This is a genomic window from Bacillus sp. Je.9.29.b (assembly GCF_051129925.1).
GTDB classification, from domain to species: domain Bacteria; phylum Bacillota; class Bacilli; order Bacillales; family Bacillaceae; genus Bacillus; species Bacillus safensis.
Genome location: NZ_JBCPSO010000001.1, coordinates 495,958 through 521,188, shown reverse-complemented (window position 1 = coordinate 521,188; position 25,231 = coordinate 495,958). Strand labels below are relative to the sequence as shown.

Genomic DNA, 25,231 nt, shown 5'->3' with positions numbered 1-25,231 from the left:
CATATAGATGTCTTTCTTCACGATCCTTTAAGCAGACTATGTCTGACAGATGACGACTTCTCGGTTGTAGAGACATATTCGGGAGCTCTTAACAAAAACTTCACATCGATCACATACCCTCTTGAATATCTGCTCTAGTTGTTACTCGATTTTAAGACCTTTTAAATACTCGTAAAGTGCATCCGCTTCTGAGTCATTTAATTTAGGGTACGTTCCTGTCATCTTATTACCTGGTTTAAAGCTTTCTGGATCTTTCAGCCATGCTTTCACATTTTCTTTGTTCATGTCTTTAATTCCAGCTACTTTCGTCCGCTCTCCGAAGGTCGCAAGGTTTGGTGCAGTCCTTGCTGCTTCCGGCCGCTTGTCACCAGGCTCTACTGCGTGACAGCTTAAGCAGTTTTTCTCTTTAAATAGCTTTTCGCCCTCTAAAGCGAGATCCTTTGTGGATTCAGGCTTCTTGTAATCAGCCATTTTTTTCGTCCATCCTAAAAACTCATCTTGAGAAAGCGTTTTAACTTTAAAGTCCATTAAAGCATGTGACGGCCCGCACAGCTCCGCACATTTCCCGTAGAAATATTCCCCTGCATCTTTCGTTCGTTTCGAGTCAAAGGTTAAATAAAATTTGTTGTCATTATCTGTGTTTGTATCAATTTTACCGCCAGCCGATGGAACCCAGAATGAGTGTTTGACATCGGACGCTTTCAGCTTAAAGTATACCTTTTGATCTGTTGGCACGATCAATTCCTGACTTGTGACAATCCCATAATCAGGGTATTCAAATTCCCACCAATATAAGCTGGCTCTTACATTGACAACAAGTGTCTTTTCAGGATCTCGTTTTTTCTTATCCATAGCGCTTGTATCCCCTAGTTCAAGCGTATATGCCACAACAGGTACAACGAGAATAATGAGTAGAAGAATCGGAATCGCTGTCCATGTGATTTCCAGGTTGCGGTTCCCTTCCACCTGCTTTGGAATCGTATCTTCTCCCACTTTAGAACGTTTGAATTTAATGATGACGTAAAAGAAAATGATCGATACAACAATGACGACAAGAACCATAATGAGTGTACTCAGTACCGTTAGGAAAAACTGTTTATCTGCTACTTCCCCAACAGGCTTGAGTGTTGATAAGTATGGTTCACCACAGCCCGCCAAAACGAGCGTCAGTAAGAGAAACAGTGAATAAACACGCCATTTTCTTATCATAATTTGTCCCAACCCCTTTTGCTTGATCTCCTTTGCCTTTCGCTTTTTACCTCTTATTTATAAAATCACTTCTCACTCATCCATAACCCCCGCCTCTTATAAAAGCACTTACATTTCCTCTTTTCATAAAAAAATGATGTTTTTACTCAAAATACCATCTATGTATAAACAGAAAGCCGCCTAAATAGAACTGAATATCAGGCGGCTTTCATAGTTGTTAGAAAATGTTGTGTTATAAGATATAGCCATTGTTTTGATGTGATCAAAGTGTATTTCACTCTAGAATAGTGTAATAATAATCATCGCTACGAAAAAGATGGTTAAGTAGTTTAATGAATAAACGAACATGAGCGTTGACCACTTCATGATGTCTTTCATTTTAAAGCCCATAAGGCCAATAACAAGCCATCCAATATTAAGCAATGTACCAAGTGCGACAATCGGCCATCCTAATCCACCTAAGAAAAATGGAAGCGGAAGAAGACATGCTGTCCAAATGATGATCTGGCGTTTTGTGACTTCAAAGCCATAAACAACTGGCAGCATTGGAATGCCCGCCTTACGGTAATCTTCCGTTTTCTTAATCGCAAGTGACAGGAAGTGCGGGATTTGCCAAATGAACATAATCATAAACAAAACCCAAGCCGTTGTGTCGATTGTACCTGTGACAGCTGTCCAGCCGATTAATGGCGGAACCGCGCCAGATACACTTCCGATAACTGTATTGATGGTGTAATGGCGTTTAGACCACATGGTGTAAAGAACCGCATAAGTAAAGACTCCAATAAATCCAATCACTGCTGATGTAATGGTTGTCATCAGAAGCATAATGAGTCCTAATACAACAAGCAGAATGCCAAATGCATACGCTTGCCCCGGCTGAATTTTACCTGTAACCGTCGGTCTTGTTTTTGTTCTTTCCATTAATATATCAATATCACGGTCAAACGCATTATTAATTGCGCATGAACCGGCAATAATAAGAGAAGAACCAATCATTGTTAACAGCACAATATCAAGATTTCCAAGAAAACTCATACCTGTAAAATAAAAAGCAAGCCACATTCCAGTAAATGTCGTAATGAAATTGGAATTGACGATGCCCATTTTAATCAGAGCAAGAAAATCTTTCCACGCTGTTGTTTCTTCTATTTGTCCATGAATAGCTGCTTCCGCGGCTGTTTTGGAATTTGCCAATGTGTATAACCTCCCTTGCCCAAACCTTCAAACGAACGAATGACACGTAAAATCATTACAACTCTATCATACAAGATAAACAGCTGTAAAAAAACATCCTATTAAATAATAAACGACAAACTTGAAGTTATTTGTGAACTTTTCGTGAATTTATTAGGATATATGTGTGTTTCAGAAGGCGGTGCAAAATGAAATATTCTCTCCTCTATTTCTATCAGACTGTCAAAGAAAGATCAAGCACTCTAAATCTGTAAACTTTGTGAACTAACATATCATTTTTTTGTGAACTTTGGTCATTATGAATTGCAACAGAACACGCATTTGGCTTAAACTTGAGAGCATGTGAGGTTTTCATTTACATCAGAAGTTTTTTAGAGAAGGTGAAATAATTTGATGAAATTTGCTTTAAGGCTATTGAGCGCGATCACAACGTTTGTGATGCTGATCGTACTGATTGGCGGTGCGCTTGTGACGAAAACCGGTTCGGGTCTTGGCTGCGGTAGACAGTGGCCCCTTTGCCACGGTCGTTTCTTTCCTGAAATGAACCCCGCTTCCATCATCGAATGGAGTCACCGCATGTCAACAGGAGTTTCCACCATTCTTGTTCTGGCACTGGCGGTCTTATGCTGGAAAAAAATTAGTCCAGTATTCCGTGAAACCAAATTTTTGGTCATCATGTCCATTATATTCTTAATGCTTCAAGCGCTGTTAGGAGCTCTTGCTGTCGTATTTGGTTCTAACGCACTTGTGATGGCACTGCACTTCGGTATTTCACTCATTTCATTTGCTTCAGTATTACTGCTTGCACTTCTTGTCTTTGAAGCAACCAGATCTGAAACAAAGCTTGTGAAGCCGCTTCATATCGGCAAAAAAATGCAGTTCCATATTTATGGGTTGATCACGTATACGTATATCGTGGTATATACGGGCGCTTATGTGAGACATACAAAGTCAAGCCTTGCATGCTCTGTTTTCCCGTTTTGTTCAAAAGACGGTGCGCTTCCAACGTATTTTAATCAGTGGGTTCAAATGTCCCACCGAGCAGCAGCACTTCTTTTATTCGTCTGGATATTTGTCGCTATGTTCCATGCCATGAAACATTATAAAGAACAGAAGCAGCTGTATTATGGATGGATCATTTCAGCCATTCTCATTACACTTCAAGCCATTTCAGGTGTGATGTCTGTTTATTCTCAGCTTGCACTTGGTTACGCGCTGGCTCATTCATTCTTTATTTCTTGTTTGTTTGGGGTACTATGCTACTTCTGCTTACTCATTGCCCGGTTTAAATATGAAAGCAAAGAGCCATTTAGATAAGAATTGTATCCCCCTTTCATGTGGAGAGGGGGATTTTTTATTGTTGTTTTGCTTCTTCGAATAGCTAGATGGCTTTTTTGCGTCTTTCCTTGTGATCAACTGTCGGCAGCGGGTATGTATCACCTAGCACACAGCTCGATTTCCGTTGTTCATCTATCGGCATTTTACTTGGTTCATGAATCCATTTTTCATCAACACGCTCTAGCTCTGGTACATATTTTCTAATATATTCCCCGCTTGGATCAAACCGCTTCGACTGGGTCGTTGGGTTAAAAATACGGAAGTACGGTACGGCATCTGTCCCAACAGAAGCTGCCCACTGAAATCCTCCGATATTCGAAGCCTCATCATAATCCACAAGCTTTTTTGCAAAATACGCTTCTCCCTTTCTCCAATCAATCAAATAGTCCTTTGTTAAAAATGAGGCAGTAACCATTCTTAAACGATTATGCATCCAGCCTTCCTCATTTAACTGCCGCATCCCTGCATCAACGAAAGGAAAGCCTGTTTCACCTTTACACCATGCTTCAAACAGCTTCTTATCTTCATTCCATTTCATCCCTTGAAATACCGAATTGATTTCTTTTTCTTTCATCTCTGGATAATGAGCATAAATCATATGGTAAAAATCTCGCCACGCCAGCTCTTTGATAAAGGTTTCTCGGCCCTCGTCTTCAAACAGCGCCTCCTCATGTACCGCATGAAAGATCGTTCGAATTGAGATGGCTCCTGTTTTCAAGAAACGTGACAGCTTACTCGTTCCAAAAACAGATGGAATATCTCGTTTTTCATGGTAACGTGTTAGTCTTTTTTGGATAAAGTCATGAAGCGTGTTCATCGCTTTGTGTGAGCCGATTTGATCAAATTTTCTTGAGCATCTCATGATTATACTGCGTAGCTTGTCATTCCCTTTGTGTGAAAGTGACTCATCACAAATCGTATGAGCGCTGCTGAGAAATGATTTGTCAACTTTTATCACAGGCTGCTTCTCTTGCTTTCGCCATGATTGATAGTATGGAGTAAACACTTGATAATGAGTGCCATCCCTTTTTAAAATATCTTGCACCCCGTGAAGGTGTGTATCTTGCCATTTTGATACATGAATGCCCTTCTTTTCTAAAAAAGCGGTTACTTGATGGTCACGCTTTTGACCGATTCCCACTTGATCTTCATTAAAAAAGACAGCTTTGATGTCATATACATCGATAACTTGCTGAAAGGCACGCAAGACATCGCCATAGAGAAGATGAACATACATTTGAGATTCTCTTGCTTCCTTGATAAAATGCGCCAAGCTTTGAAAAAAATGTTCGTTGTTTAAATCGAGGTCCATTTCAGTAAAAAATGGATCTAGATGATAAAGAGCAAATAATTTGTACTCGTGTTTTTTTGCATATGTGATCGCTTTTGATAAGGCGATATGATCATCTAATCGCATATCCCGGCGAAACCAAATCACAACAATGTTGTCCAACCTTCTTCACCTCACTCTATAGTGTAATCACTCTCACTGGCTGCTGCACATTTTAATGCGCTCAAAAAAAAAGACACATCACGGTGGATGTGTCTCGCTTCTTATTCAGGCTTTAATACAATTAATAGATCACCGGTTTGAATCGGTTCTCCATTTGTCACATGTATTTCATCTACGACCGCAGAAAATGGAGCTTGTACAGTCGTTTCCATTTTCATGGCTTCATTGATCATCAAATGCTCACCTTGTGAAATTTTCTGCCCTTTTTCCACGAGTACTTTGATGACAGTGCCTGGCATCGATGCGGCGATGTGATTTGGATTTGAACGGTCCGCCTTCATTTTTTCTTGAACGGAGGATTTGATGCTTTCATCCTTAATCACCACTTCACGCGGCTGGCCATTTAATTCAAAGTAAAGAACTCTTGTGGCATCTGGATTCGGTTCACCAATTGATACGAGTTTGACAATCAGAGTTTTTCCTTTTTCGATTTCTACCTCAATCTCTTCTCCAAGCCTCATCCCGTAGAAGAACGTTGGTGTATCAAGAACAGAGATGTCACCATAGCTTTCTGCTGTTTGGACAAATTCAGAAAAGACTTTCGGATATAAGGCATACGCAATTGCGTCTTGCTCTGTTAACGTCAGGTCATGAGATTCTTTGAACTGCTTCTTAATGTCTTCAAAGTCCACTGGCTTCAGCTTCTCACCAGGTCTGACAGTAAGAGGCTCTTCCCCTTTTAAAATCAGCTTTTGCAGCTTTTCTGGGAATCCGCCATGCGGCTGGCCCAAATAGCCTTTAAATAATTCCACAACAGAATCCGGGAAGTCTAGTGTTGCGCCTTTTTCATAAACATCTTCTTCTGTTAGATCATTTTGCACCATATAAAGTGCCATATCTCCAACTACTTTAGAGGATGGTGTTACCTTTACAATATCACCAAACATGTCATTCACACGTCTGTACATTTCCTTTACTTCATTCCAGCGCTCGCCAAGACCGACACCTTTCGCCTGCTGCTGCAAGTTACTATATTGACCGCCAGGCATTTCATGCTCATAAATTTCTGTATGAGGCGAATTCATGCCGCTTTCGAATTCATGATAGTATTTTCTGACGGAATCCCAGTATTGAGAAAGGCGTTCGACAGATTGGACGTTCATGTCTGGCTTTCTTTCATGTCCATCTAAAGCATAATAAAGTGAGCTTGCACTTGGCTGCGATGTGAGTCCTGCCATAGAGCTGACGGCAACATCCACAATATCAACACCTGCATCAATCGCTCTTGCATAGGTGAACAGTCCATTTCCACTCGTGTCATGCGTATGAAGATGGATAGGGATCGTAAGCTCATCTTTTAAAGCAGAGACTAGCTCGTAGGCTGCCTGCGGTTTTAATAGCCCCGCCATATCTTTAATACCTAAAATATGCGCGCCGGCAGATTCAAGCTCTTTTGCAAGAGATACATAGTACTCAAGATCATATTTTGGACGAGATGGATCAAGAATATCTCCCGTATAACAAATCGCCGCCTCTGCCACTTTGCCTGATTCCCGAACAGAATCAATGGCAAGCGTCATGCCTTTTACCCAGTTTAAGCTGTCGAAAATACGGAACACATCAATGCCTGCCTCGGCTGATTCTTTTACAAATGCTTTGATCACATTATCCGGATAGTTTGTATATCCGACAGCGTTTGATGATCTTAATAGCATTTGGAACAGCGTGTTTGGCACTTCTTGACGAAGCTCTTTCAATCGTTCCCAAGGATCTTCTTTTAAGAAACGGTACGCAACATCAAATGTAGCCCCGCCCCACATTTCCATACTAAACAGCTCTGGCCATAAACCTGCTGTTGGCTGGGCAACTTTCTTTAAATCATGTGTTCTGAAGCGTGTCGCAAGCAGAGACTGATGCGCATCTCTAAAGGTTGTGTCAGTTAAAAGGACGTTATTTTGTTCTTTCACCCAGTTGGCAAGCCCCTCAGGTCCATGCGTATCTAACAATTGTTTTGTCCCAGACGGAATCTCTTGATTGAGAGGAAGCTTCGGTACGTCTGGCTTGTCAAAATGAGGCTTCTTTTTCTCCGCAATACCTGGGAACCCATTAATGGTAACGTTACCAATATAAGTCAACATCTTCGTTCCGCGGTCTTTTTGCTTAGGGAAATTAAATAGCTCTGGCGTTGAGTCGATAAACGATGTATCGTATTCCCCTTTTAGGAACTTCTCATGCTTAGCCACATTTTCAAGAAATGGGATGTTAGTTTTAATTCCGCGAATCCTGAATTCTTGTAAATTTCGGACCATTTTAGCAGCCGCTTGATCAAACGTGAGCGCCCATGTAGACAGCTTGACCAATAATGAGTCGTAATAAGGTGTAATGACCGCACCTTGGAAGCTGTTCCCTGTATCAAGACGTACACCAAATCCCCCACCTGAGCGGTAGGCCATAATTTTTCCTGTGTCTGGCATAAAGTCATTTAGAGGATCTTCTGTTGTGACCCTTGATTGAATGGCAAAGCCGTGTGTAAAGATATCTTCTTGCTTTGGAATACCAACTTCTTTGCTGTGAAGGTTATGCCCCTTTGCAACAAGAATTTGGGTTTGAACGATATCGACACCTGTGATCATTTCTGTGATCGTGTGTTCTACCTGCACCCTTGGATTGACTTCAATAAAGTAAAACTCTCCATTTGCAACAAGGAATTCTACAGTCCCTGCATTAATGTACGATACATTCTGGGCTAGCTGGACAGCCGCTTCGCAAATATCTTCACGCAATTGATCTGTTAGAGACACACTTGGCGCCACTTCAATGACCTTTTGATGCCGCCTTTGAACAGAGCAGTCACGCTCATATAAATGAATGATATTGCCGTGATTGTCTCCAATCACCTGCACTTCAATATGTTTTGGATTTTCAATCAGCTTTTCAACGTATACTTCGTCATTTCCAAAAGCAGCTTTTGCCTCTGACTTCGCACGGTCATAGGCTTCCTTCAGCTCTTCTTTTGATCTGACAATCCGCATCCCCCGGCCGCCGCCGCCTAGTGAAGCTTTAATAATAAACGGGTAACCGTATTCTTCACCGAATTTTTCGACTTCTTCGACCGAATCAACTGGTCCGTCACTTCCTGGAATGACTGGAATACCAGCTTTTTTCGCTTCATCTCTCGCCTTTACTTTATCTCCAAACATATCTAAATGCTGAGAAGTTGGACCGATAAATTGAATGCCTTCCTCTTCGCATCGTCTTGCAAAATGAATGTTTTCGGATAAAAATCCGTAGCCTGAATGAATTGCATCCACGTCATTTCGTTTTGCAATTTCGATGATCCCCTCGATATCGAGGTAGGCATCAATCGGTTTCTTCCCTTCTCCAACTAGATATGCTTCATCAGCTTTATAGCGATGATAAGAGCCCGAATCTTCTTTGGAATAAATGGCCACTGTACGTAAATTGAGCTCCGTACAGGCCCTGAAGACTCTGATAGCGATTTCCCCTCTGTTTGCAACTAGAACCTTTTGAATTGTTCTCTGTGACATTCTCACTCCTCCATATCCCTTAAAATTTTATATGTACTCTATAATAAAGGAAGAAATGAAAACTGTACACTTTTGTTTTCTAAAGATTCAAAGTTTTCTGCAATCCATTTTTTTCAACCGATGGTTTGCTCATTGATTTTTTCTTTTTGTAACGCTCTTTATATTCAGTAAACATGCTGATATTCAGCAGCATTCCCATACAGATGCTAAGTAAAATGATAGACGATCCCCCGTAGCTGATAAACGGAAGTGTCACCCCAGTAATTGGAATAAGACCTGAAACACCGCCTAAATTGATACAAGTTTGGATCGCAATCATGGAGGAAATTCCTATTGCAAGCAAACTTCCAAACGGATCTTCACACTTTCTCGCAATATAAAAACCTTTCACGACGATGAAACCAAGAAGAGCGAGAACAAAAAACACGCCGAAAAAGCCAAGCTCTTCTGAGATAATTGCCATGATAAAGTCTGTGTGCGGCTCTGGAAGATACCCGTACTTTTGAACGCTTTCCCCTAGACCGAGTCCAAAAAAGCCGCCTGATCCAATCGCATAATATGAATTAATCAATTGATGCCCAGTAGCCCCTGCATCTTTAAATGGATCTTGGAAACTCTCAAAACGTCCGAGACGATTTTGCGTGAAAATTTTATCCCAAAAAAGAATAATAAACGGGGTCACGACGACCATCACTGCACTAAATAGCGCCAGCAGCTTCGCAAGCGTTTTGCCGCTAAAGCCTGAGCATAAAATCATCGCAAGGGCAATCATGCCAATGATAAAGGCTGTCCCATAGTCTGGCTGCAAAATGATAAATCCGCACAGGATAGAGACAATCACGATTGGAGGCGTGACACCTCTTAAAATATGATCAATATAATGCTGCTTTTTGGCATACACAGCAGCAAGATAGATGATGACGACAATCTTTACAAATTCAGCTGGCTGAAGACTAAAAGGGCCTAATTTGATCCAGCTTCTTGCGTTCCCTGCAATATGACCGCCAAAGTACACATAGATGAGGGAAAAAACTGAAATCAGCAGCATACCAATCTGGAATTTCTTATTTGAAAACAGCTGATATGGAACTAATGCTGTAAAGATCAAGATGGCTGCTCCAACAATCATAAATAAGAGCTGTTTCTTAAAAAAGTTATCTGGCGCGGCATCGTATCTGATAACAGATGTAATCATACTTGAGCTATACACCATAACCAAACCAAATGCGCTGATTAAGATAATGGCGAACAATAATGAGTAGTCATACGATTTTAGCATTCTCTTTAACATATAATCCTCTTCCTAACGTCTGTTTCTACTGCTTGATATCTTCTTAGCTGTTCTTATTCTACTACATTTTCTCCGTTTGATCCCGTATTACCTCTTTTATATTGTTCGTCATTCATGAAAGAATCAAGTCCGTTTGCCGTCAATCCATCAAAAGAAAATAGGGGACAAAAAAACTCAAACTTATGTTGTGGAAGTTTGAGTTTTCAATCGTTATTTTTTTGTGAACGCATCATGAAGTGCGGAAAGCTCTCTCTCAAGTTTATCGAGTAGTTTCTTGCCTTCATGTTGATCAACTAATCCAAGCCGGACAGCAAAATCAATCTCCCTCGATAATCCGAACATTTGAGTATCTAAAACCTCTTCATAAAGAGGACATTGCGGCATCGTTAAGTTGTCCATTTGCACTTGGATCAATTTTAAAATTTTATCTGCATCCAATTTTAATAAAGCCAGTGCTTTTTGCCGATGATCGACTAAAATTTCTGACGCCAAAAGTATCCCTCCGTTCCCCAGGCGAGTACCTAATTCTTCTATTTATCATAAAGCGAAACGCCCAAAATTGCAAGCAGATTTGTACAGTTCGCTTTGTGAAAATAAAAAGAAGACATTTCTCATTAAAAGATACTCATCTCATATTTTTCACTCATGAGCTCAAGCAGCTTAATCCCAGCAATACTATTCCCTTTTTCATCCAGGGCAGGACCGAAAATTCCGATCCCAAAATCATATGGTGCCGCTCCCATAATCCCGCCTGAAACACCGCTTTTAGCAGGTATGCCGATATTAATGGCAAATTCACCGCTTGCATTATACATGCCGCACGTCACCATAAAGGTTTTACAAATTCTAGCGACATCTTTTGAAAGAATTTGCTGCCCCGTTTCTGGATGTCTGCCATCTAATGAAAAAACACAAGCAATTTTCGCCAAATCTAAGCTGTTCATCATGATGGCACATTGTTTCGTATACACGTCCATGACCTCTTCTACGTTCCCTCTAATAATATGATATTGCTTCATATAATAGCACATAGCCCGGTTAATCATCGATGTCTCAAATTCAGATGCGGCTGTTTCCTTGCAGTATGTAATGCTTTTGTCATTTGCGAGCTCTCTAATAAAGCCAAGAAGGCGGTTCAGCTGATCTTGCGGAGTCGCTCCTCTTATTAAGCTTGTGACTGCAAGCGCTCCTGCATTAATCATTGGATTCAGCGGCTTATTCGGACTTGCTGTTTCCAGCTTAATCATTGAATTAAACGGGTCACCTGTAGGCTCTTGTCCAACATATTGAAAGACTTTTTTTGGCCCTTCTTCTGAGAGTACGAGCGCAAGGGCTAATACTTTAGAAATACTTTGCAGGGTAAAGCGTTTATCTACATCTCCTGCCGAGTGACAAGTATTACTCACATGGTACACAGCCACAGATAAATCCGTCTGCTCCGCTTTGGCGAGAGCGGGAATATAGGATGCTACTTTGCCATCTTTGGCCACTTTTTTTGCTTCTTCTACAAATCGCTGAAGCTCTTCATTGTCGCGACATGCCATGCCCAATATCCTCCCTATCTTTCATGTAAGATTAGTGTGTACAAGAGGAAGCATGTTTATGAAAGTGACAAAGCAGGCGAAAACTTCTATAATTTATGGTGGAAAGGGGTTGTCTTGAACATGAGCATCATTCAAATTAAGGGGAACGTAAAGTACAAGATCACCATTGATCCAAGTGTATGGATTTTTGATGACCGCAAATTTTTAATGGATTCATTTTTTGAAAAAAGGACAGCAGATGAAGAAAGTCAGCTGGATCAGGAGCTTGACCAAGAGCGGGTAATCAGAGAAGGACAAACACTTCCACCCACTTTAAAAACAGAGAAGAAGTACGAAAAGGAAAGACTCATCACAGGCAGCTTCGGAATGAAGCTGGGTGATATGCTGAAAAATGCAGAACCGCTTGAACATGCAGACACATGCAAATTTGTCACAGAAACAGAGACAATTGCTGTTCCGCTTTCTCAGGCAATGGAAAGCATTGCACACTTCAGCCAAAATGGGAAGCCTATGACTGAAGAAGGACCAATCCACGTTTATTTCGCGGATCAGTCCAACCTCACTCAGCCGATAAAAGGTGTCAAAGAGCTCATCATTACATAAGACAGAGGGTCTGGACTACAGCAAATCAGCTGCAAGCTGTGCAAGTCCAGACCTTTCTCCTTTGACAAGCTTGACATGTCCAGATATTTGCTGTCCTTTGAACCGCTCAATGACATACGTAAGCCCATTATTTAAGCTGTCTAAATAAGGATGATCAATCTGCTCCGGGTCCCCCATCAGCACAATTTTACTTCCCTCTCCGACGCGCGTTAATAATGTTTTTACCTCGTGTTTCGTTAAATTCTGTGCCTCATCAATGATAATAAATTGATCAGGGATACTTCTTCCGCGGATATACGTTAAAGCTTCCACTTGAATAGAACCAATTCCCGCCAAAATCGCATCAAGTTCACCAGGTTTTTTTGTATTAAATAAAAATTCTAAGTTGTCATAGATCGGCTGCATCCATGGTCTGAGTTTCTCTTCCTTTTCACCTGGCAAGTAGCCTAAGTCCTTGCCGACAGGAACAATGGAACGGGCTACGATCAGCTTTTTAAACATGCCGAGATCCTCTGTCTGCATTAATCCGGCAGCCAGTGCAAGGAGTGTTTTACCCGTACCCGCTTTTCCGATCAATGTTACAAGCGGAATATCACGGCGCAATAGCAGCTCTAGGGCCATCGTCTGCTGAACATTTTTCGGACGGATTCCCCAAACATGCTCTTGATCATAAATGAGGCGTTTCACGTTCTCGGCTTTTTGATCAAGCATTCCTAAAGCAGAGCCGCCTTCATTCCCCTTCATAATGACGAATTGATGTGGGTTTAATGGTGCACTTGTGACTTCTTTTATCGGCAATTGACTTTGCTTATAAAATGTATTCAATTGCTCCGTCGGAATATAGAGCTCATGATAGCCGTTATCAATGTCTTCGTTTTGCAGCACACGGTCACTTAAGAAGTCCTCTGCTTGGAGACCTATAGCATCTGCCTTTACCCTGACTAAGACATCCTTACTGACCAAAATGACAGGCCGGCCGTGAGGCTTTGTTTCTTCCTCTAAGCTCAAATTTTTCGCGACAGCCAAAATCCGATTATCGTTCGTTTTTTCAATAAAAATTTCTTGAAGTTCATGGAAAGAGCGGTGATTCAGCTCGATGCGCAGCGTCCCTTTTGACTCTAGCGTAATTTTTTCATGCAGTTTCCCTTTCGATCTCAAACCGTCGATTAAACGTGAGACGCGCCGGGCGTTTTGCCCAACCTCGTCCATGTATCTCTTTTTCGAGTCTACTTCTTCTAACACAACGGCCGGAATGACGACCTCGTTGTCTTCAAATGAAAAGATTGAATTCGGATCCTGTAATAACACATTTGTGTCTAATACATAAATTTTACTCAGGTCCTTCGCCTCCTGATCGGGGTTTCATTCATCCTTGTCTTTCCCAAAACGATTGTTAAAATATATGTTTTCATGAATAAAGTTAGAAGGTTAATTCAACAATAAAATAAATCATGCAGTTTGTGAAGGAGGGAATATAAATGCGACTATTTTTGACATTATTCATGATTCAAACGATCATTCTGTTAGGCGCTTGCCAGCAGCAGGAAAAGCCAGAGGCGCTGGACAAGCAAGATGGACGCCAGCACTTAGTACGGGTGTCAGACTCATCGAAGAAAAAGACAAATCAAGCCCGCCCATCTACAGATGTTGCGGAGCATCTTGTCAATGTGACAGAGCACGTAGCAGATGTCAATGATGCAACGGCAATCGTCATCGGCCGTTATGCTGTTGTAGGTATTGATGTAAAAAATGATTTAGATAGAAGCAAAGTAGAAACCATTAAATATTCAGTTGCAAAAGCGCTGAGAAATGACCCGGAAGGTGCAAATGCTGTTGTGGTTGCTGATCCGGATACAGTCAGCCGTTTAAAAGAAATGGGCAAAGAAATCCAAGCAGGCCGTCCTGTAAGCGGTATTATGGATGAACTGGCTGCCATTGTCGGCCGCGTGATGCCAGAGATGCCGAGAAATGAGATCGACCGTAACGAAAAGGATCCGACAAATGATCCGAATAATCAGCTCAAAGAACAGGATCAAAAGCAGTTAGAAAAAAATCAAAACGACCAATCAAACCATCATATGAATCAGAAGAACTAATGAGAACGGCTTATATCTCCTGTGATATAAGCCTTTTTCTACGCTGATTTTAAGTAGCTGGAAAACATGCTATAATAAATGCAATAAAGTGAGGTGAAAATGATGAGAGTGAAGTGCTCATTATGTGAAAAGCTTGAAACCATTGATGATGATACACTTGTTGCTAAACGGTTAAGAAACCGGCCCATTCATACATATATGTGCGATGACTGCCAAGAACGCATTAAAATAAAGACTGAAGCTCGCATCAAAACTGGCAGATTCTCTCTTTATCAGGATCCTGCGACGAAAGAGAAAAAGAAGAAAAAAGGAAAGAAAGAACAAAAGACATAAAAAAAGACCTGACACATGTTCAGGTCTTTTTTTACGTACTGACTGTTCCTTCTTTTTTCGCACGATGCAACCGTATTTTATAAATAATCAAAATGGCAGCTGCCACAACCAGTCCTTCCGCTACCGGCAGGAAGATTCCTAGAAATGTGAGAAACGTGCAGCCAAAAATCAAAAACAAATAAATTACGAGCGCTTTTAAAATCGGTAAACGTCTTGCAAAGCCGAGCTTAAAAACAATAATCGCTAAAACAAGGATGGTGCCATATAGGAGCCACATCCCTGTTTGCGGATTTTCATCGACACGAAACAGCATCGCGAAAAAGGATAAATTTTCACTTACTTCCTGATCATTCAAAAAGATTCCCTCCCCTTATCTTTCAGGGTTCTATCTTTTTAATTCTTCATGGAATTAAGATAATCCTGCTAGCTTTTTCTTCTTCGCTGCTTTCTCACGTTCGTTTTTGTCTAAAATTTTCTTTCTAAGACGAATTGATTCAGGTGTAACCTCACAGTATTCGTCTTCATTCAAGTACTCAAGAGATTCCTCAAGTGACATAATACGAGGTTTTTTCATGCTAACCGTTTGATCTTTCGTCGCTGAACGTACGTTTGTTTGTTGTTTCATACGGCTTACGTTTACAACAAGGTCGTTCTCACGGTTATGCTCCCCAACGATCATGCCTTGGTATACTTCAGTACCCGGCTCAACAAAGATCACACCGCGCTCTTCCACGCCTTGGATTCCGTAAGCAGTCGCTTTACCTGTTTCCATTGAAACAAGTACACCTTGACGGCGTCCGCCAACTTGACCAGACTGCATTGGCTGGTAGCTGTCAAACGTATGGTTCAAAATACCAAAACCACGAGTTAATGAAAGAAATTCAGTTGTATATCCAATTAAACCACGTGATGGCACTGTAAAGATCAGGCGAACTTGACCGTTACCATTATTGATCATGTCAATCATTTCACCTTTTCTTGCACCCATTGATTCCATAACAGAGCCAGTATGCTCTTCTGGTACATCAATTTGAACGCGCTCTACAGGCTCACATCGAACACCATCAACTTCTTTTACAATAACTTCTGGCTTCGATACTTGTAATTCAAAACCTTCACGTCTCATATTCTCAATGAGAATGGATAAGTGAAGCTCTCCGCGTCCAGAAACAACCCAAGCATCAGGTGAATCAGTTGGATCTACACGAAGACTGACATCTGTTTGAAGCTGCTGCTCTAAACGCTCTTCGATTTTACGTGATGTCACGTATTTTCCTTCACGGCCTGCAAATGGGCTGTTGTTTACAACAAACGTCATTTGAAGTGTCGGCTCATCAATACGAAGGATTGGAAGTGCTTCTTGGTGTTCTACCGGACAAACCGTTTCACCTACGTTGATGTCTTCCATTCCAGATACAGCGACAAGATCTCCCGCTTTCGCTTCGTTGATTTCCACTCGTTTTAACCCTTGGAAACCAAAGATCTTTGTTACACGGAATTGTTTCACAGTGCCGTCGACTTTCATCAAGGCTACCTGCTGTCCTACTTGCATTGTTCCTCTGAATACACGGCCAATTCCAATTCTGCCAACATAATCATTGTAATCAAGTAGTGCCACTTGGAATTGAAGCGGCTCTTCATGGTTATCAACTGGGCAAGGAATATGGTTCACAATGGCTTCAAACAAAGATTCCATGTTTTCATCTTGCTTGCTCGCATCATTACTTGCTGTACCATTGATTGCTGATGCATAGACAACTGGGAATTCAAGCTGTTCTTCTGTTGCATCCAATTCAATAAACAAGTCGATTACTTCATCGACTACTTCAGCCGGACGAGCAAAGTCGCGGTCAATTTTATTGACGACAACGATTGGTGTTAAGTTTTGCTCAAGTGCTTTTTTCAGCACAAAGCGTGTTTGAGGCATACAGCCTTCATAAGCATCCACAACGAGGAGTACACCATCTACCATTTTCATGATACGCTCAACTTCACCACCGAAATCGGCGTGTCCTGGTGTATCTAAAATATTAATGCGTGTATCTTTATAATGGATCGCAGTATTTTTAGCTAAAATCGTAATACCGCGCTCTCGCTCTAAATCATTTGAATCCATGGCTCTCTCAGCGATATTTTCATTCGCACGGAAAGTACCAGCTTGATGGAGCAATTGGTCAACAAGCGTCGTTTTACCATGGTCAACGTGGGCAATAATTGCGATGTTGCGAAGGTCTTTTCGAAGTTTCACATTTTCATCTCCTAAAATAATTAGATAACTTTCATATTATATCACAATCCCCTTTAAATGCCGATCGTTTTTCTGTAAACTTATATTAACTCTAAAAAAAGGGATGAAGACAAATGAAACAAATCAAATGGCTTCTATTATTATGTGCATTACTTGCAGTTGTCAGTATGGCGTTTATTGGGGTATCTCTTGCAGAAAAAAACATACTGGGCATATGTTTAAGTATCGTGTTCGCCATGATTTTCATGGGTACAGGATTTACATTAAAAAGAAAATTAAACGTGCAATCATAAAATTAGTTAAAAGCCTTTTACATTCTATATGTAGAAGGCTTTTTATTTTGAGTAAAAACAAGACAAATCACCTATGAAAGCTCCATTTTTCAGACGGAACGTATCTTGAAGAATTGACAAAAGTAAGCAATCTGAACCCCTCTATTTATCGACAAGAACTTTTATAGTTCTCCAAAATCAAACATAAAGTTACAATTTTCCTATTCTTCCACAAAGTTTCTCATGGTATGCTTTTCTTGCAACAAAATTTAACAGAAAAGGGAGAGAAAAGAAGCATGAAGAAGTTTTTGAGCAAATCGCTCAGCTCTGTTGTATTTTTCGCTTTAGCTATCATTCTTACTTTCACAACAGTAGCTCCTGGGCAAGCAAGCGCTGCAACTTTCAAAGGAATTCCTTTTGAACAGCAGCAAATCATTAAAGAATTATTGGAGAAAAACGAGCGTGTCATCAACATTCTCATCAATTCATTTGTTGAGGAAGACAACAACTACACATTTGATGTGAAAAAAGCTGTTGAGCTCGGACTAACTGAAGAAGAAGCGGCGACTGCTGAGAAATTCTTAGATCGCGCAGCTGTTCTTACAATCGTTTTCAGTGAAAGCATCACTAAAAACGAAAAAGGAAAATTGGTTTTTGATGCAGCAAAAGCTGTTGAACTTGGTCTTACAAAAGAAGAAGCGGCTAAATTCGAAAAGCTTTTCAAATCAGTGATCAGAATTGCTGATCTTGCTGGCGATGCCCTTGTTCTAGACAAAAAAGGAAACGTTGTGATTGATTCAAAAATCGCAAAAGGTCTTGGATTCAGCTCTACTGAATTACTTGTTTTCAACCAAATGCTTAAGAAAATTCCTCAAGAGCAATTAAAAGTGTTCTATGATGCAGTTCAAATTGCGAAAGAAAAATTAAGCTAAGCTCAGAAAAACCCCCACCTGGTTCATCCAGATGGGGGTTTTTTATTTCAGCCAATAAAGAATGATCATCATGACGTATCCTATACAAAACGCGATACTTGCTCGATATAGCAGCTTGCCATAGTAGCGCTTTTCAAATTTTCTTTTTTCTTCCTTTTCATCTATATATGGCACGAGATCAGGAGTCTGTATAAGGATTATTGGCTCTTTCATTTCGTGATAAAGGTGACGGCAGCTCTCGCAGGATTGTATGTGATCTGCAACAATTTTATTTGTTTCTGCACTCGTGTCCCCCTCTATATAAAGTGGTAACAATTCTTCAATCAAATAACAGCTCATTTATTGAACTCCTCACAATGTAGCATTCGCTTCAGCTCTAATCTGGCTCGATGAAGGGTTGTTTTGACTTTAGATAAAGTCCAATTCAAAATTTCAGCTACTTCTTCATATGACAATTCTTGAATATCTCTTAAAATGAGGACCTCCCGATATGAATCCTTCAGCTGATGAATATGATGCCACAGCCTTTCGATGTCAGCTTGTGTTTCGATGTAATCTTCTGGTGTTGTGAACGACTGCTGCTCTAAGAAATCTATTTCCTCTACGTTTGTAAAAGTCCATTTTATTTTTCGGCGATAATCATTCACAAATGTGTGATACGCAATGGTATAAAGCCATGTTTTCATACTAGAATGTCCCTTAAAGGAGGACAACCCATGCAGTGCCTTCATAAATACGTCCTGTGCAAGGTCCTTGGCCGTTTCCATATTTCCCGTCCGGCGATATAAATATTTAGTGATTTCCTGAAAATATTCTTCATAGATTTTTTCAATTTGGTCTGCTGGTCTGGACATCAAAAATAAAACCACACAGTCATCCAAATCGATAAAACGATAAAAAAGAAGTATAACGAGTAAATAAACCCTTTCATGCGTTTTAAATCGTCATAGTCATTCTGACTTTCCATCGGCGCTGAAGACTGCTTTTTACCCGCGACCACTTGCTGAAATTGCTGTTCGTGTGCCTTCATCCAGCTGGCTGCCTCGCCTCCCAGATCCCCTTCTTGATACAGTTCATATAAGTCTTGAAAGATGGCTTGTTTTTCTTTATCTGTCAAAACGATGCACCTCTTTTGTTCGTCCATTCACTTCATAGATTTTATGCTCATTTGATCCGAAGGTTTGTATGATGACAAGCCATGAAATGTCGATATTCCCTTCTTTGTCGATCATCCTCACAGGTTTTATTTGCTTTTTATAGATCGTAGATGGTTTATACCTCTTAAGTACTTGCTGATAGACGTCTTCCCGATCTTGATTAGATACTGCGTGCGGGATAGAAGAAGCTGATTGCGATTGCACTCTCAACTCAATTCCATCATCCCCTTTAAATAGATTGATGACATGAGAGGAGTGGTTAAATGTAAATTGTTTGCTTTCACTAGTGCCTGTTTCTTTTCTTATGTCTTTTGGCTTTTTCCCTATGATTTTTAACAAATCTTCATCGCTGACGTTCCCTTTTTTCTGTTGAAGAAACGCTTTTGACAGCTTAAAGCTGATAACTTCTTTTGTTGAGCCATTAAACAGAAACTCCGATTGATCTTTAGTTGTGACCCTCACTTCATGCTGCCAATTAAAATAAAATTCATCAATGCCTGTGATTTGATAGGCTGGCGGCTCTAGATTTAAATGTTTATAAATACTGTTGATCCTGTTTTTTATCTCCGTTTCTGTTAGATGGATTCCGTCTATATCCTTTAATTGAAAGATGGCGTTTTCGTATTGCGCTTGTCGAAGGGTCCCTTTTTTCCAAGTGGCAAACGCAAAGCTGTCACGTTCATTCTGAGACATTTTTGGCAGAAGAAGAACATTCGTCTCTCCGTCTTTTTTTTGTACAGCCAATTGAATGCGATGTAGATCGATTGACCGCCCGCTTTTTTCGAAAAATTCAATGGTTTTTTTCCTATATTCTTTATCGGTCAGCCCCTTTCCCTCTACACGACCTCGATAAGAATATCCGCTTAATTCACCTGTAAACGCAGATATATTCACTTCATACTGATCATCTGCAAACACGTAATGATATGGGATAGGCTGATGACTAGCATTTAAATAAAGCGATTGATCTTCTGGTACAAATTTTGAAGCGAATGCTTTTGAACTTACTGCTGATAAAGGGCGATATTCTTGTGAAAAAGTATCTACCAGTTCCGTTTTGGTAAATTGGAACATGGTATGAGGAATATTGACAACCGGGTTGAGTAACAGCAGAAAAAAGACAGTTATACAACCAGCACCCCACTGCCTTAATCTCAGCTTGTCCCGTAGTAAAGCAGATAACAAATCAATCGTCATAAAGCTTCCTGCTGCTGCCGCTAAAATGACAATCGATTTAAATGAAGATTGGAGCTCATGCTTCGAGATAGAAGGATAAAATATATAAAGCAAGGCTGCGAAAATCAAGCCATAGAACAAAAGCAATTCCTTCCACTTTTGACGCCAAAACAAGCGAAAGAAAAGGTGCAGCAACAAAGCGGCAAAGCAAGCCATAGCCAAAATGGTGATCATATCTCTCCATACTAGCCCCGTATCACCGCTAAGAAAGAACTTTTTGCTTTCAGCAAACACAATAAACACTGTTTGACATAAAGGCAGAAGTAATACAGATAAATCAAAAACAAAGAACATACCTTTATTTTTTAAATAAGGAAGAGTAATCACATAGTACAGTGATGCAAGCAAGACATACCCATAAATGAGAAATTGCATGAAATCTGTCAGCACTTCAAATGTTTCGATCGTATACTGTCTAGCTAGGACTTGGTGGACCATTTCAACTGTCATCCCGCCAAGCAGAACGATTCTTAATACGATACCAGCATAGAATACATAACTACTCCTCTTTTCTTTCCATATGGGGAGTGTCACGAACAGGACAAATAGTCCAAGTACACACCATTGAATGATGTGGATACTGTACTCATTTAAAATAAAATACCTTTCAAAATGGAGCGATAAATCACTAAACAAATCAAACATTGATACACAATCCTTTACATGAAATTAAGGCCTCATTCGTATAGACATTCGCCTTACCAAAAAGTTTCAGGAAAAACAAAAAATCACTTCATTCTCATGAAGTGATGTCGTTTATTTTTTATTTCCGCTTCCTTTTATGTAATCATGCAAGATTTTTTCACAAATGGATCGATTTCCAGCCACTATACTGTTTTTGTCTAGGAACGTAAGACGTTCTCCGTGAATATTTGAGTAAACGGCCCCTACTTCATCAAGCAGTACGCAGCCAGCTGCATAATCCCACGGCGCGAGCCTTAAGGTGACATATGCGTCACTTCTGCCGCTTGCAATATAAGCAAGCTCAAGGGCAGCTGATCCAATCGTTCGTGTCCCTCTCACGTCACGCACAAGACGGGCAAATGGTTTGGCGTCAAAATAAGGGCTTTCAATCGCCCATGTCGGATTAATACCCACAATGGCTTTTTCAATCTCCACATCTTTTAATGGAGGGAGCAGGATATCGTTCATATAGGCTCCTTCTCCTTTAATGGCATGGTAGAGCTCGTCATGAATGACGTCATAAATAAGACCGATTTTCCCCACACCATTTTCAAATATCCCGATTGAAATGGCAAAGTTGCGTTTTTGATGGACAAAGTTCATTGTGCCATCGATCGGATCAATGATCCACACAATTCCATCGAGTGAGGTCACCTCTTCCCCTTGTCCCTCTTCTCCTAAAATGTGATGATCTGAAAATGTCGACTGTATTTTTTCAATAAAAAAACGTTCTGTTTCTTTATCGATATTCGTGACTAGATCATTTGGATTTGATTTTGTTTCAATTGATAGACCTTCCTGCATGGACGCTTTAATACGGCTCCCTGCTTCTTTTACCCAGAGCTTTGCAAGACGGTCAATTTCCACCCAGTTTGTCATCAGATTGTAAACCTCTTTTCTATGTAGGACCTATTTGTAATAGCATACTGATATTATGTACGTAAAAGCAAGAAAAAAGCAGCTTCATACAAAAACGAACCGATGAATTGGTTCGTTTTTACCTCCCCTGTTTTACCCTTGAAGCTGCTCCCATTCTTTTCTTAGGCGCTCAAGCTTTCGTTTGCTGCGTTCGATTTGGATGTCATCTTTTTGTTCGATGGCTTCATGAAGCGTAGAAAGCTCATAATCAACCTCTAATCTCCACACAGCGATGCGATTTTTCTTCTCCTGTCTATACCCCTGCTTCACGATTTGCTTCATTGGTCAACGCCCCTTCCAGAGAATGATTCATTCCTTGTCAGTTTTCATTGATAAAAAATTCAATCGATAAGAGAAATGGTTCTTGCTTATATCGTATGAAGCGATCGCATAACCGCAACGACATTCTGAAAATTGTGTCTTTACCTATTAATGATGTACCACAAAATGAAAGGTTTTAAACGCTGCACCACGCCCTTTACAATCTTTTATCTGACGGTGCATCTTTTTTTGAGCTTGACCCAAGCTATGATAAAATATGATCAGCGAAAAGATACAGGAGGCATAACATGAGTGAAATGCGTTTTAGAGATGAAGATTTTGAAACATTCACAGTTGATGGTTTAGATGAACGAATGACTGTATTAAAAGAAAGAGTCCGTCCAAAGCTTGAGGCACTTGGCGAACATTTTGCACCACTTCTTTCTTCTATTACAGGAGACGAAATGTTTGTACACGTCGCAAAGCATGCTAGAAGATCTGTCAACCCGCCAAATGATACATGGGTTGCTTTTGCAAACAGTAAGCGCGGATATAAAAAACTCCCTCATTTTCAAATTGGGCTTTGGAAAACACATGTCTTTGTCTGGTTTGCGCTCATTTATGAATCTCCAGTGAAAGGTGAGTACGGCCAGTTATTTGAAAAAGAGCTAGACACCATCCAGCAGAAAATACCGCAAGATTTTGTTTGGTCTAAAGATCATATGAAACCAGATGTCATGCGTCACAGCGAACTAGATTCCGAACAGCTGAAAACGCTGTTTGAACGTGTTCAAACAGTGAAGAAAGCCGAGCTTCTATGCGGCATCCAGCTGCCTAGAGAGGAAGTCGTTCAAATGAATAATGAAGAATTCCTATCGAAAATCGAAAATGCCTTCCGCACGCTGACGTATCTATACCGCTTCACACAGAAAGAATCTGTATAAAAAAACGAGCCCTTATAGGCTCGTTTTTCACATGCGTATAACGGCTGTCTCTTCTGCCTCTCTTGCGGTTTTCACTGCACGATAAGGGGAATACCCGCTTCCCTTTTCAAACGCCGCACAATGCGTTTTTTCCTCTGCTTTTGAGGGTACAACCTCTTTAAATCGTTTATAAGCATCTAATAACTCCTGCTTCGCAGTTCCTTTTTCATAGGCTTTTTCAACAGCCTGAAAAAATGAAATGACCGCAATTTTTTCCTCTGTCGTCCAGTCGACATCCATTGGATATTGATATTCCATTTACTTGTCCCTCACTTTAACACTCATTTCTAATTTGAACTTTTATTATAGCATCTGTTTGATCAGAAACCGATTGATTTTATGCTTTACATTCCGATCAGTTCATAATATAATTCTTTTGTTTTATGCAATGAAATCTGCTGTAATTGGCACAATAATAGCAGGTATTTCGATGAAGGTGGGAAAGCAATTGTCACAACATGATACACCCTTATATACTGGACTAAAAAAACACGCAGCAACCAATCCAGTCCAATTTCACATTCCAGGCCATAAAAAAGGAGCCGGAATGGATCCTGAATTTAGAGCATTCATTGGCGACAATGCATTAAGCATTGACCTCATTAATATAGAACCTCTCGATGATTTACATTCACCTCGAGGGATGATAAAAGAAGCTCAGGAGCTTGCTGCTGAAGCCTTCGGTGCTGATCATACGTTTTTCTCCATTCAAGGCACAAGCGGAGCCATCATGACAATGGTGATGACGGTATGCGGACCTGGAGATAAAATTATCGTTCCGCGTAATGTCCATAAATCAATTATGTCCGCGATTGTATTTTCTGGCGCAGTTCCTGTTTTTATTCACCCAGAAATAGACAAAGAGCTTGGCATTTCTCACGGCATTACACCTGAATCAGCCAAAAAGGCGCTCACTGAGCATCCAGATGCGAAAGGTTTGCTTGTCATTAATCCAACGTATTTTGGTATTTCAGCAGACTTAAAATCAATCGTAGACATTGCCCATTCATTTGATGTGCCTGTCCTTGTCGATGAAGCACACGGTGTGCATATACATTTTCATGATGAGCTTCCCCTCTCTGCGATGCAGGCAGGTGCCGACATGGCAGCAACAAGTGTCCATAAACTCGGCGGCTCTCTTACGCAGAGCTCTATTTTAAATATGAAGGAAGGGCTTGTTTCAAAAGACCGCGTGCAATCGATTTTGAGTATGCTGACGACAACGTCCACTTCTTATTTGCTCTTAGCGTCACTTGATGTCGCTCGAAAACGATTAGCCACTGAAGGTAAGGCACTAGCTGATGAAGCCATTCGTTTGGCTGAATCAGCGAGAAACCGCTTGAATCAAATTGACGGCATTACCTGCATTGGCAAGGAAGTACTCGGTTCAGCTTCCACTTACGATTATGACCCAACGAAATTAATTATCTCTATTAAAGACCTTGGGTTAAACGGACATGATGTCGAAAAATGGCTGAGAGAAAGTTACCGAATTGAAGTAGAGCTCTCTGACCTGTACAACATTTTATGTATCGTCACCCCTGGCGATTCAGATGAGACAATTGATACGCTCGTGACGGCGATGCAGGAAATTGCCGCAGCCTCTACTTGTGAGGGCGGCAAACAACCGGTAACGGAAGTGCTGCTGCCTGAGATCCCATCGCTTGCTATGACGCCGCGTGACGCCTTTTACGCTACAACGGAAGTCGTTCCGTTTAAGGAAGCAGTCGGCCGCATTATCGCAGAGTTTGTGATGGTATATCCGCCAGGTATTCCGATTTTTATACCAGGTGAAATTATCACAGAAGAAAATATATCGTATATCTTTAAAAATATTGAAATTGGTCTCCCTGTCCAAGGACCTGAAGATTCAACGCTTGAAATGATCCGTGTGATTAAGGAACAAAAACCAATTTTATAAAAAAGAA

The 25,231-nt window shown here is 40.6% G+C and carries 25 protein-coding genes; 8 read left to right on the top strand and 17 right to left on the bottom strand.

The features are described 5' to 3' along the window. Nucleotides 1-141: 141 nt before the first annotated feature. Nucleotides 142-1,209 carry a cytochrome c oxidase subunit II gene (gene coxB / locus AAZR19_RS02750; protein ID WP_041108876.1) on the bottom strand — a complete coding sequence of 356 codons (1,068 nt, stop codon included), beginning with the start codon at nucleotides 1,207-1,209 and terminating at the stop codon, nucleotides 142-144. A 279-nt stretch (nucleotides 1,210-1,488) separates the two neighbouring features. Continuing rightward, on the bottom strand, nucleotides 1,489-2,406 hold the full coding sequence (gene cyoE / locus AAZR19_RS02745) for a heme o synthase (protein WP_034281660.1): 918 nt from the start codon (nucleotides 2,404-2,406) through the stop codon (nucleotides 1,489-1,491). Between the two features lie 393 nt (nucleotides 2,407-2,799). On the opposite strand from cyoE, the gene AAZR19_RS02740 reads away from it, so the two are divergent. Further along, nucleotides 2,800-3,723 carry a COX15/CtaA family protein gene (locus AAZR19_RS02740; RefSeq protein ID WP_076839830.1) on the top strand — a complete coding sequence of 308 codons (924 nt, stop codon included), beginning with the start codon at nucleotides 2,800-2,802 and terminating at the stop codon, nucleotides 3,721-3,723. Between the two features lie 64 nt (nucleotides 3,724-3,787). On the opposite strand, the gene AAZR19_RS02735 is transcribed toward AAZR19_RS02740, so the two are convergent. The 5 genes from AAZR19_RS02735 to glsA all read right to left on the bottom strand — a co-directional run bounded on the left by AAZR19_RS02735 (nucleotide 3,788) and on the right by glsA (nucleotide 11,580). Beyond that, a complete protein-coding gene (locus AAZR19_RS02735; protein WP_262089388.1) occupies nucleotides 3,788-5,197 on the bottom strand; it encodes a cryptochrome/photolyase family protein in 1,410 nt (469 codons plus the stop codon). A 101-nt stretch (nucleotides 5,198-5,298) separates the two neighbouring features. Next, the gene (gene pyc / locus AAZR19_RS02730; RefSeq protein WP_434702245.1) at nucleotides 5,299-8,745 is read right to left on the bottom strand and encodes a pyruvate carboxylase; all 3,447 of its coding nucleotides are present in this window, start codon (nucleotides 8,743-8,745) and stop codon (nucleotides 5,299-5,301) included. Nucleotides 8,746-8,824: 79 nt separating this feature from the next. Continuing rightward, nucleotides 8,825-10,036 carry a putative lipid II flippase FtsW gene (gene ftsW, locus AAZR19_RS02725; protein WP_024426905.1) on the bottom strand — a complete coding sequence of 404 codons (1,212 nt, stop codon included), beginning with the start codon at nucleotides 10,034-10,036 and terminating at the stop codon, nucleotides 8,825-8,827. A 210-nt stretch (nucleotides 10,037-10,246) separates the two neighbouring features. Then, complete coding sequence (locus AAZR19_RS02720; protein WP_003212509.1) at nucleotides 10,247-10,528, bottom strand: YlaN family protein; 282 nt, start codon at nucleotides 10,526-10,528, stop codon at nucleotides 10,247-10,249. A gap of 122 nt (nucleotides 10,529-10,650) precedes the next feature. After that, nucleotides 10,651-11,580, bottom strand: coding sequence for a glutaminase A (gene glsA / locus AAZR19_RS02715; RefSeq protein WP_434702242.1), 930 nt, complete (start codon nucleotides 11,578-11,580; stop codon nucleotides 10,651-10,653). Nucleotides 11,581-11,700: 120 nt separating this feature from the next. On the opposite strand from glsA, the gene AAZR19_RS02710 reads away from it, so the two are divergent. Beyond that, nucleotides 11,701-12,183, top strand: a complete 483-nt coding sequence (locus tag AAZR19_RS02710; protein ID WP_434702240.1) for a peptidyl-prolyl cis-trans isomerase — start codon at nucleotides 11,701-11,703, stop codon at nucleotides 12,181-12,183. A 15-nt stretch (nucleotides 12,184-12,198) separates the two neighbouring features. On the opposite strand, the gene AAZR19_RS02705 is transcribed toward AAZR19_RS02710, so the two are convergent. Further along, the gene (locus AAZR19_RS02705) at nucleotides 12,199-13,521 is read right to left on the bottom strand and encodes a PhoH family protein (protein ID WP_034281649.1); all 1,323 of its coding nucleotides are present in this window, start codon (nucleotides 13,519-13,521) and stop codon (nucleotides 12,199-12,201) included. A 140-nt stretch (nucleotides 13,522-13,661) separates the two neighbouring features. Between AAZR19_RS02705 and AAZR19_RS02700 the strand changes: the two genes are divergently transcribed. Further along, nucleotides 13,662-14,279 (top strand): YhcN/YlaJ family sporulation lipoprotein, encoded by a 618-nt coding sequence (locus AAZR19_RS02700; RefSeq protein ID WP_041108870.1) that lies wholly within the window; start codon nucleotides 13,662-13,664, stop codon nucleotides 14,277-14,279. A gap of 102 nt (nucleotides 14,280-14,381) precedes the next feature. After that, complete coding sequence (locus AAZR19_RS02695) at nucleotides 14,382-14,612, top strand: YlaI family protein (RefSeq protein WP_024424769.1); 231 nt, start codon at nucleotides 14,382-14,384, stop codon at nucleotides 14,610-14,612. Between the two features lie 31 nt (nucleotides 14,613-14,643). Here the strand turns inward: AAZR19_RS02695 and AAZR19_RS02690 are convergent, their stop codons facing one another. Further along, nucleotides 14,644-14,925: a YlaH-like family protein gene (locus tag AAZR19_RS02690; RefSeq protein WP_051009092.1), complete on the bottom strand. Its 282-nt coding sequence runs from the start codon at nucleotides 14,923-14,925 to the stop codon at nucleotides 14,644-14,646. A gap of 96 nt (nucleotides 14,926-15,021) precedes the next feature. Next, nucleotides 15,022-16,860: a translational GTPase TypA gene (gene typA, locus AAZR19_RS02685; protein ID WP_041084955.1), complete on the bottom strand. Its 1,839-nt coding sequence runs from the start codon at nucleotides 16,858-16,860 to the stop codon at nucleotides 15,022-15,024. Between the two features lie 113 nt (nucleotides 16,861-16,973). Here typA and AAZR19_RS02680 point away from each other — a divergent pair, with 113 nt between their 5' ends. Together AAZR19_RS02680 and AAZR19_RS02675 are read left to right on the top strand one after the other, a co-directional pair. Further along, nucleotides 16,974-17,153 carry a DUF5325 family protein gene (locus AAZR19_RS02680; protein WP_024424767.1) on the top strand — a complete coding sequence of 60 codons (180 nt, stop codon included), beginning with the start codon at nucleotides 16,974-16,976 and terminating at the stop codon, nucleotides 17,151-17,153. A gap of 275 nt (nucleotides 17,154-17,428) precedes the next feature. Continuing rightward, nucleotides 17,429-18,064 carry a hypothetical protein gene (locus AAZR19_RS02675; protein ID WP_041108868.1) on the top strand — a complete coding sequence of 212 codons (636 nt, stop codon included), beginning with the start codon at nucleotides 17,429-17,431 and terminating at the stop codon, nucleotides 18,062-18,064. A 42-nt stretch (nucleotides 18,065-18,106) separates the two neighbouring features. Here AAZR19_RS02675 and AAZR19_RS02670 read toward each other — a convergent pair whose 3' ends face one another. The 6 genes from AAZR19_RS02670 to AAZR19_RS02645 form a co-directional block, all read right to left on the bottom strand. Continuing rightward, nucleotides 18,107-18,403 carry an anti-sigma factor family protein gene (locus AAZR19_RS02670; protein WP_041108866.1) on the bottom strand — a complete coding sequence of 99 codons (297 nt, stop codon included), beginning with the start codon at nucleotides 18,401-18,403 and terminating at the stop codon, nucleotides 18,107-18,109. Next, nucleotides 18,400-18,918 carry a sigma-70 family RNA polymerase sigma factor gene (locus AAZR19_RS02665; RefSeq protein WP_041109739.1) on the bottom strand — a complete coding sequence of 173 codons (519 nt, stop codon included), beginning with the start codon at nucleotides 18,916-18,918 and terminating at the stop codon, nucleotides 18,400-18,402. Before AAZR19_RS02665 ends, AAZR19_RS02670 begins: the two co-directional genes overlap by 4 nt. Further along, nucleotides 18,918-19,181, bottom strand: a complete 264-nt coding sequence (locus AAZR19_RS02660; protein ID WP_041108864.1) for a hypothetical protein — start codon at nucleotides 19,179-19,181, stop codon at nucleotides 18,918-18,920. Before AAZR19_RS02660 ends, AAZR19_RS02665 begins: the two co-directional genes overlap by 1 nt. Continuing rightward, nucleotides 19,171-21,102 (bottom strand): hypothetical protein, encoded by a 1,932-nt coding sequence (locus tag AAZR19_RS02655; protein WP_041108862.1) that lies wholly within the window; start codon nucleotides 21,100-21,102, stop codon nucleotides 19,171-19,173. The genes AAZR19_RS02660 and AAZR19_RS02655 overlap by 11 nt, the downstream gene beginning before the upstream one ends. Nucleotides 21,103-21,213: 111 nt before the next feature. Further along, a complete protein-coding gene (locus AAZR19_RS02650) occupies nucleotides 21,214-22,020 on the bottom strand; it encodes an inositol monophosphatase family protein (protein WP_024426895.1) in 807 nt (268 codons plus the stop codon). Between the two features lie 132 nt (nucleotides 22,021-22,152). Next, nucleotides 22,153-22,341, bottom strand: a complete 189-nt coding sequence (locus AAZR19_RS02645; protein WP_024424761.1) for a hypothetical protein — start codon at nucleotides 22,339-22,341, stop codon at nucleotides 22,153-22,155. Between the two features lie 287 nt (nucleotides 22,342-22,628). Between AAZR19_RS02645 and AAZR19_RS02640 the strand changes: the two genes are divergently transcribed. Then, nucleotides 22,629-23,264: a DUF1054 domain-containing protein gene (locus tag AAZR19_RS02640; protein WP_024426894.1), complete on the top strand. Its 636-nt coding sequence runs from the start codon at nucleotides 22,629-22,631 to the stop codon at nucleotides 23,262-23,264. Between the two features lie 27 nt (nucleotides 23,265-23,291). Here AAZR19_RS02640 and AAZR19_RS02635 read toward each other — a convergent pair whose 3' ends face one another. After that, nucleotides 23,292-23,561, bottom strand: a complete 270-nt coding sequence (locus AAZR19_RS02635) for a UPF0223 family protein (RefSeq protein ID WP_041108858.1) — start codon at nucleotides 23,559-23,561, stop codon at nucleotides 23,292-23,294. 190 nt (nucleotides 23,562-23,751) lie between these two features. Here AAZR19_RS02635 and AAZR19_RS02630 point away from each other — a divergent pair, with 190 nt between their 5' ends. Next, nucleotides 23,752-25,224 carry an aminotransferase class I/II-fold pyridoxal phosphate-dependent enzyme gene (locus tag AAZR19_RS02630; protein ID WP_087975682.1) on the top strand — a complete coding sequence of 491 codons (1,473 nt, stop codon included), beginning with the start codon at nucleotides 23,752-23,754 and terminating at the stop codon, nucleotides 25,222-25,224. The last annotated feature ends 7 nt before the right edge of the window (nucleotides 25,225-25,231 follow it).

What these genes read in the sequence shown, in the direction of transcription:
- AAZR19_RS02635 (WP_041108858.1), bottom strand. Translation starts at nt 23,561, where the DNA reads ATGGAATATCAATATCCAATGGATGTCGACTGGACGACAGAGGAAAAA.
- AAZR19_RS02665 (WP_041109739.1), bottom strand. Translation starts at nt 18,918, where the DNA reads ATGTCCAGACCAGCAGACCAAATTGAAAAAATCTATGAAGAATATTTT.
- AAZR19_RS02740 (WP_076839830.1), top strand. Translation starts at nt 2,800, where the DNA reads ATGAAATTTGCTTTAAGGCTATTGAGCGCGATCACAACGTTTGTGATG.
- AAZR19_RS02645 (WP_024424761.1), bottom strand. Translation starts at nt 22,341, where the DNA reads ATGAAGCAAATCGTGAAGCAGGGGTATAGACAGGAGAAGAAAAATCGC.
- AAZR19_RS02710 (WP_434702240.1), top strand. Translation starts at nt 11,701, where the DNA reads ATGAGCATCATTCAAATTAAGGGGAACGTAAAGTACAAGATCACCATT.
- AAZR19_RS02675 (WP_041108868.1), top strand. Translation starts at nt 17,429, where the DNA reads ATGAAGAAGTTTTTGAGCAAATCGCTCAGCTCTGTTGTATTTTTCGCT.
- ftsW (WP_024426905.1), bottom strand. Translation starts at nt 10,036, where the DNA reads ATGTTAAAGAGAATGCTAAAATCGTATGACTACTCATTATTGTTCGCC.
- AAZR19_RS02690 (WP_051009092.1), bottom strand. Translation starts at nt 14,925, where the DNA reads ATGCTGTTTCGTGTCGATGAAAATCCGCAAACAGGGATGTGGCTCCTA.
- pyc (WP_434702245.1), bottom strand. Translation starts at nt 8,745, where the DNA reads ATGTCACAGAGAACAATTCAAAAGGTTCTAGTTGCAAACAGAGGGGAA.
- coxB (WP_041108876.1), bottom strand. Translation starts at nt 1,209, where the DNA reads ATGATAAGAAAATGGCGTGTTTATTCACTGTTTCTCTTACTGACGCTC.
- AAZR19_RS02655 (WP_041108862.1), bottom strand. Translation starts at nt 21,102, where the DNA reads ATGTTTGATTTGTTTAGTGATTTATCGCTCCATTTTGAAAGGTATTTT.
- AAZR19_RS02670 (WP_041108866.1), bottom strand. Translation starts at nt 18,403, where the DNA reads ATGAGCTGTTATTTGATTGAAGAATTGTTACCACTTTATATAGAGGGG.
- AAZR19_RS02650 (WP_024426895.1), bottom strand. Translation starts at nt 22,020, where the DNA reads ATGACAAACTGGGTGGAAATTGACCGTCTTGCAAAGCTCTGGGTAAAA.
- AAZR19_RS02695 (WP_024424769.1), top strand. Translation starts at nt 14,382, where the DNA reads ATGAGAGTGAAGTGCTCATTATGTGAAAAGCTTGAAACCATTGATGAT.
- AAZR19_RS02640 (WP_024426894.1), top strand. Translation starts at nt 22,629, where the DNA reads ATGAGTGAAATGCGTTTTAGAGATGAAGATTTTGAAACATTCACAGTT.
- glsA (WP_434702242.1), bottom strand. Translation starts at nt 11,580, where the DNA reads ATGGCATGTCGCGACAATGAAGAGCTTCAGCGATTTGTAGAAGAAGCA.
- AAZR19_RS02700 (WP_041108870.1), top strand. Translation starts at nt 13,662, where the DNA reads ATGCGACTATTTTTGACATTATTCATGATTCAAACGATCATTCTGTTA.
- AAZR19_RS02680 (WP_024424767.1), top strand. Translation starts at nt 16,974, where the DNA reads ATGAAACAAATCAAATGGCTTCTATTATTATGTGCATTACTTGCAGTT.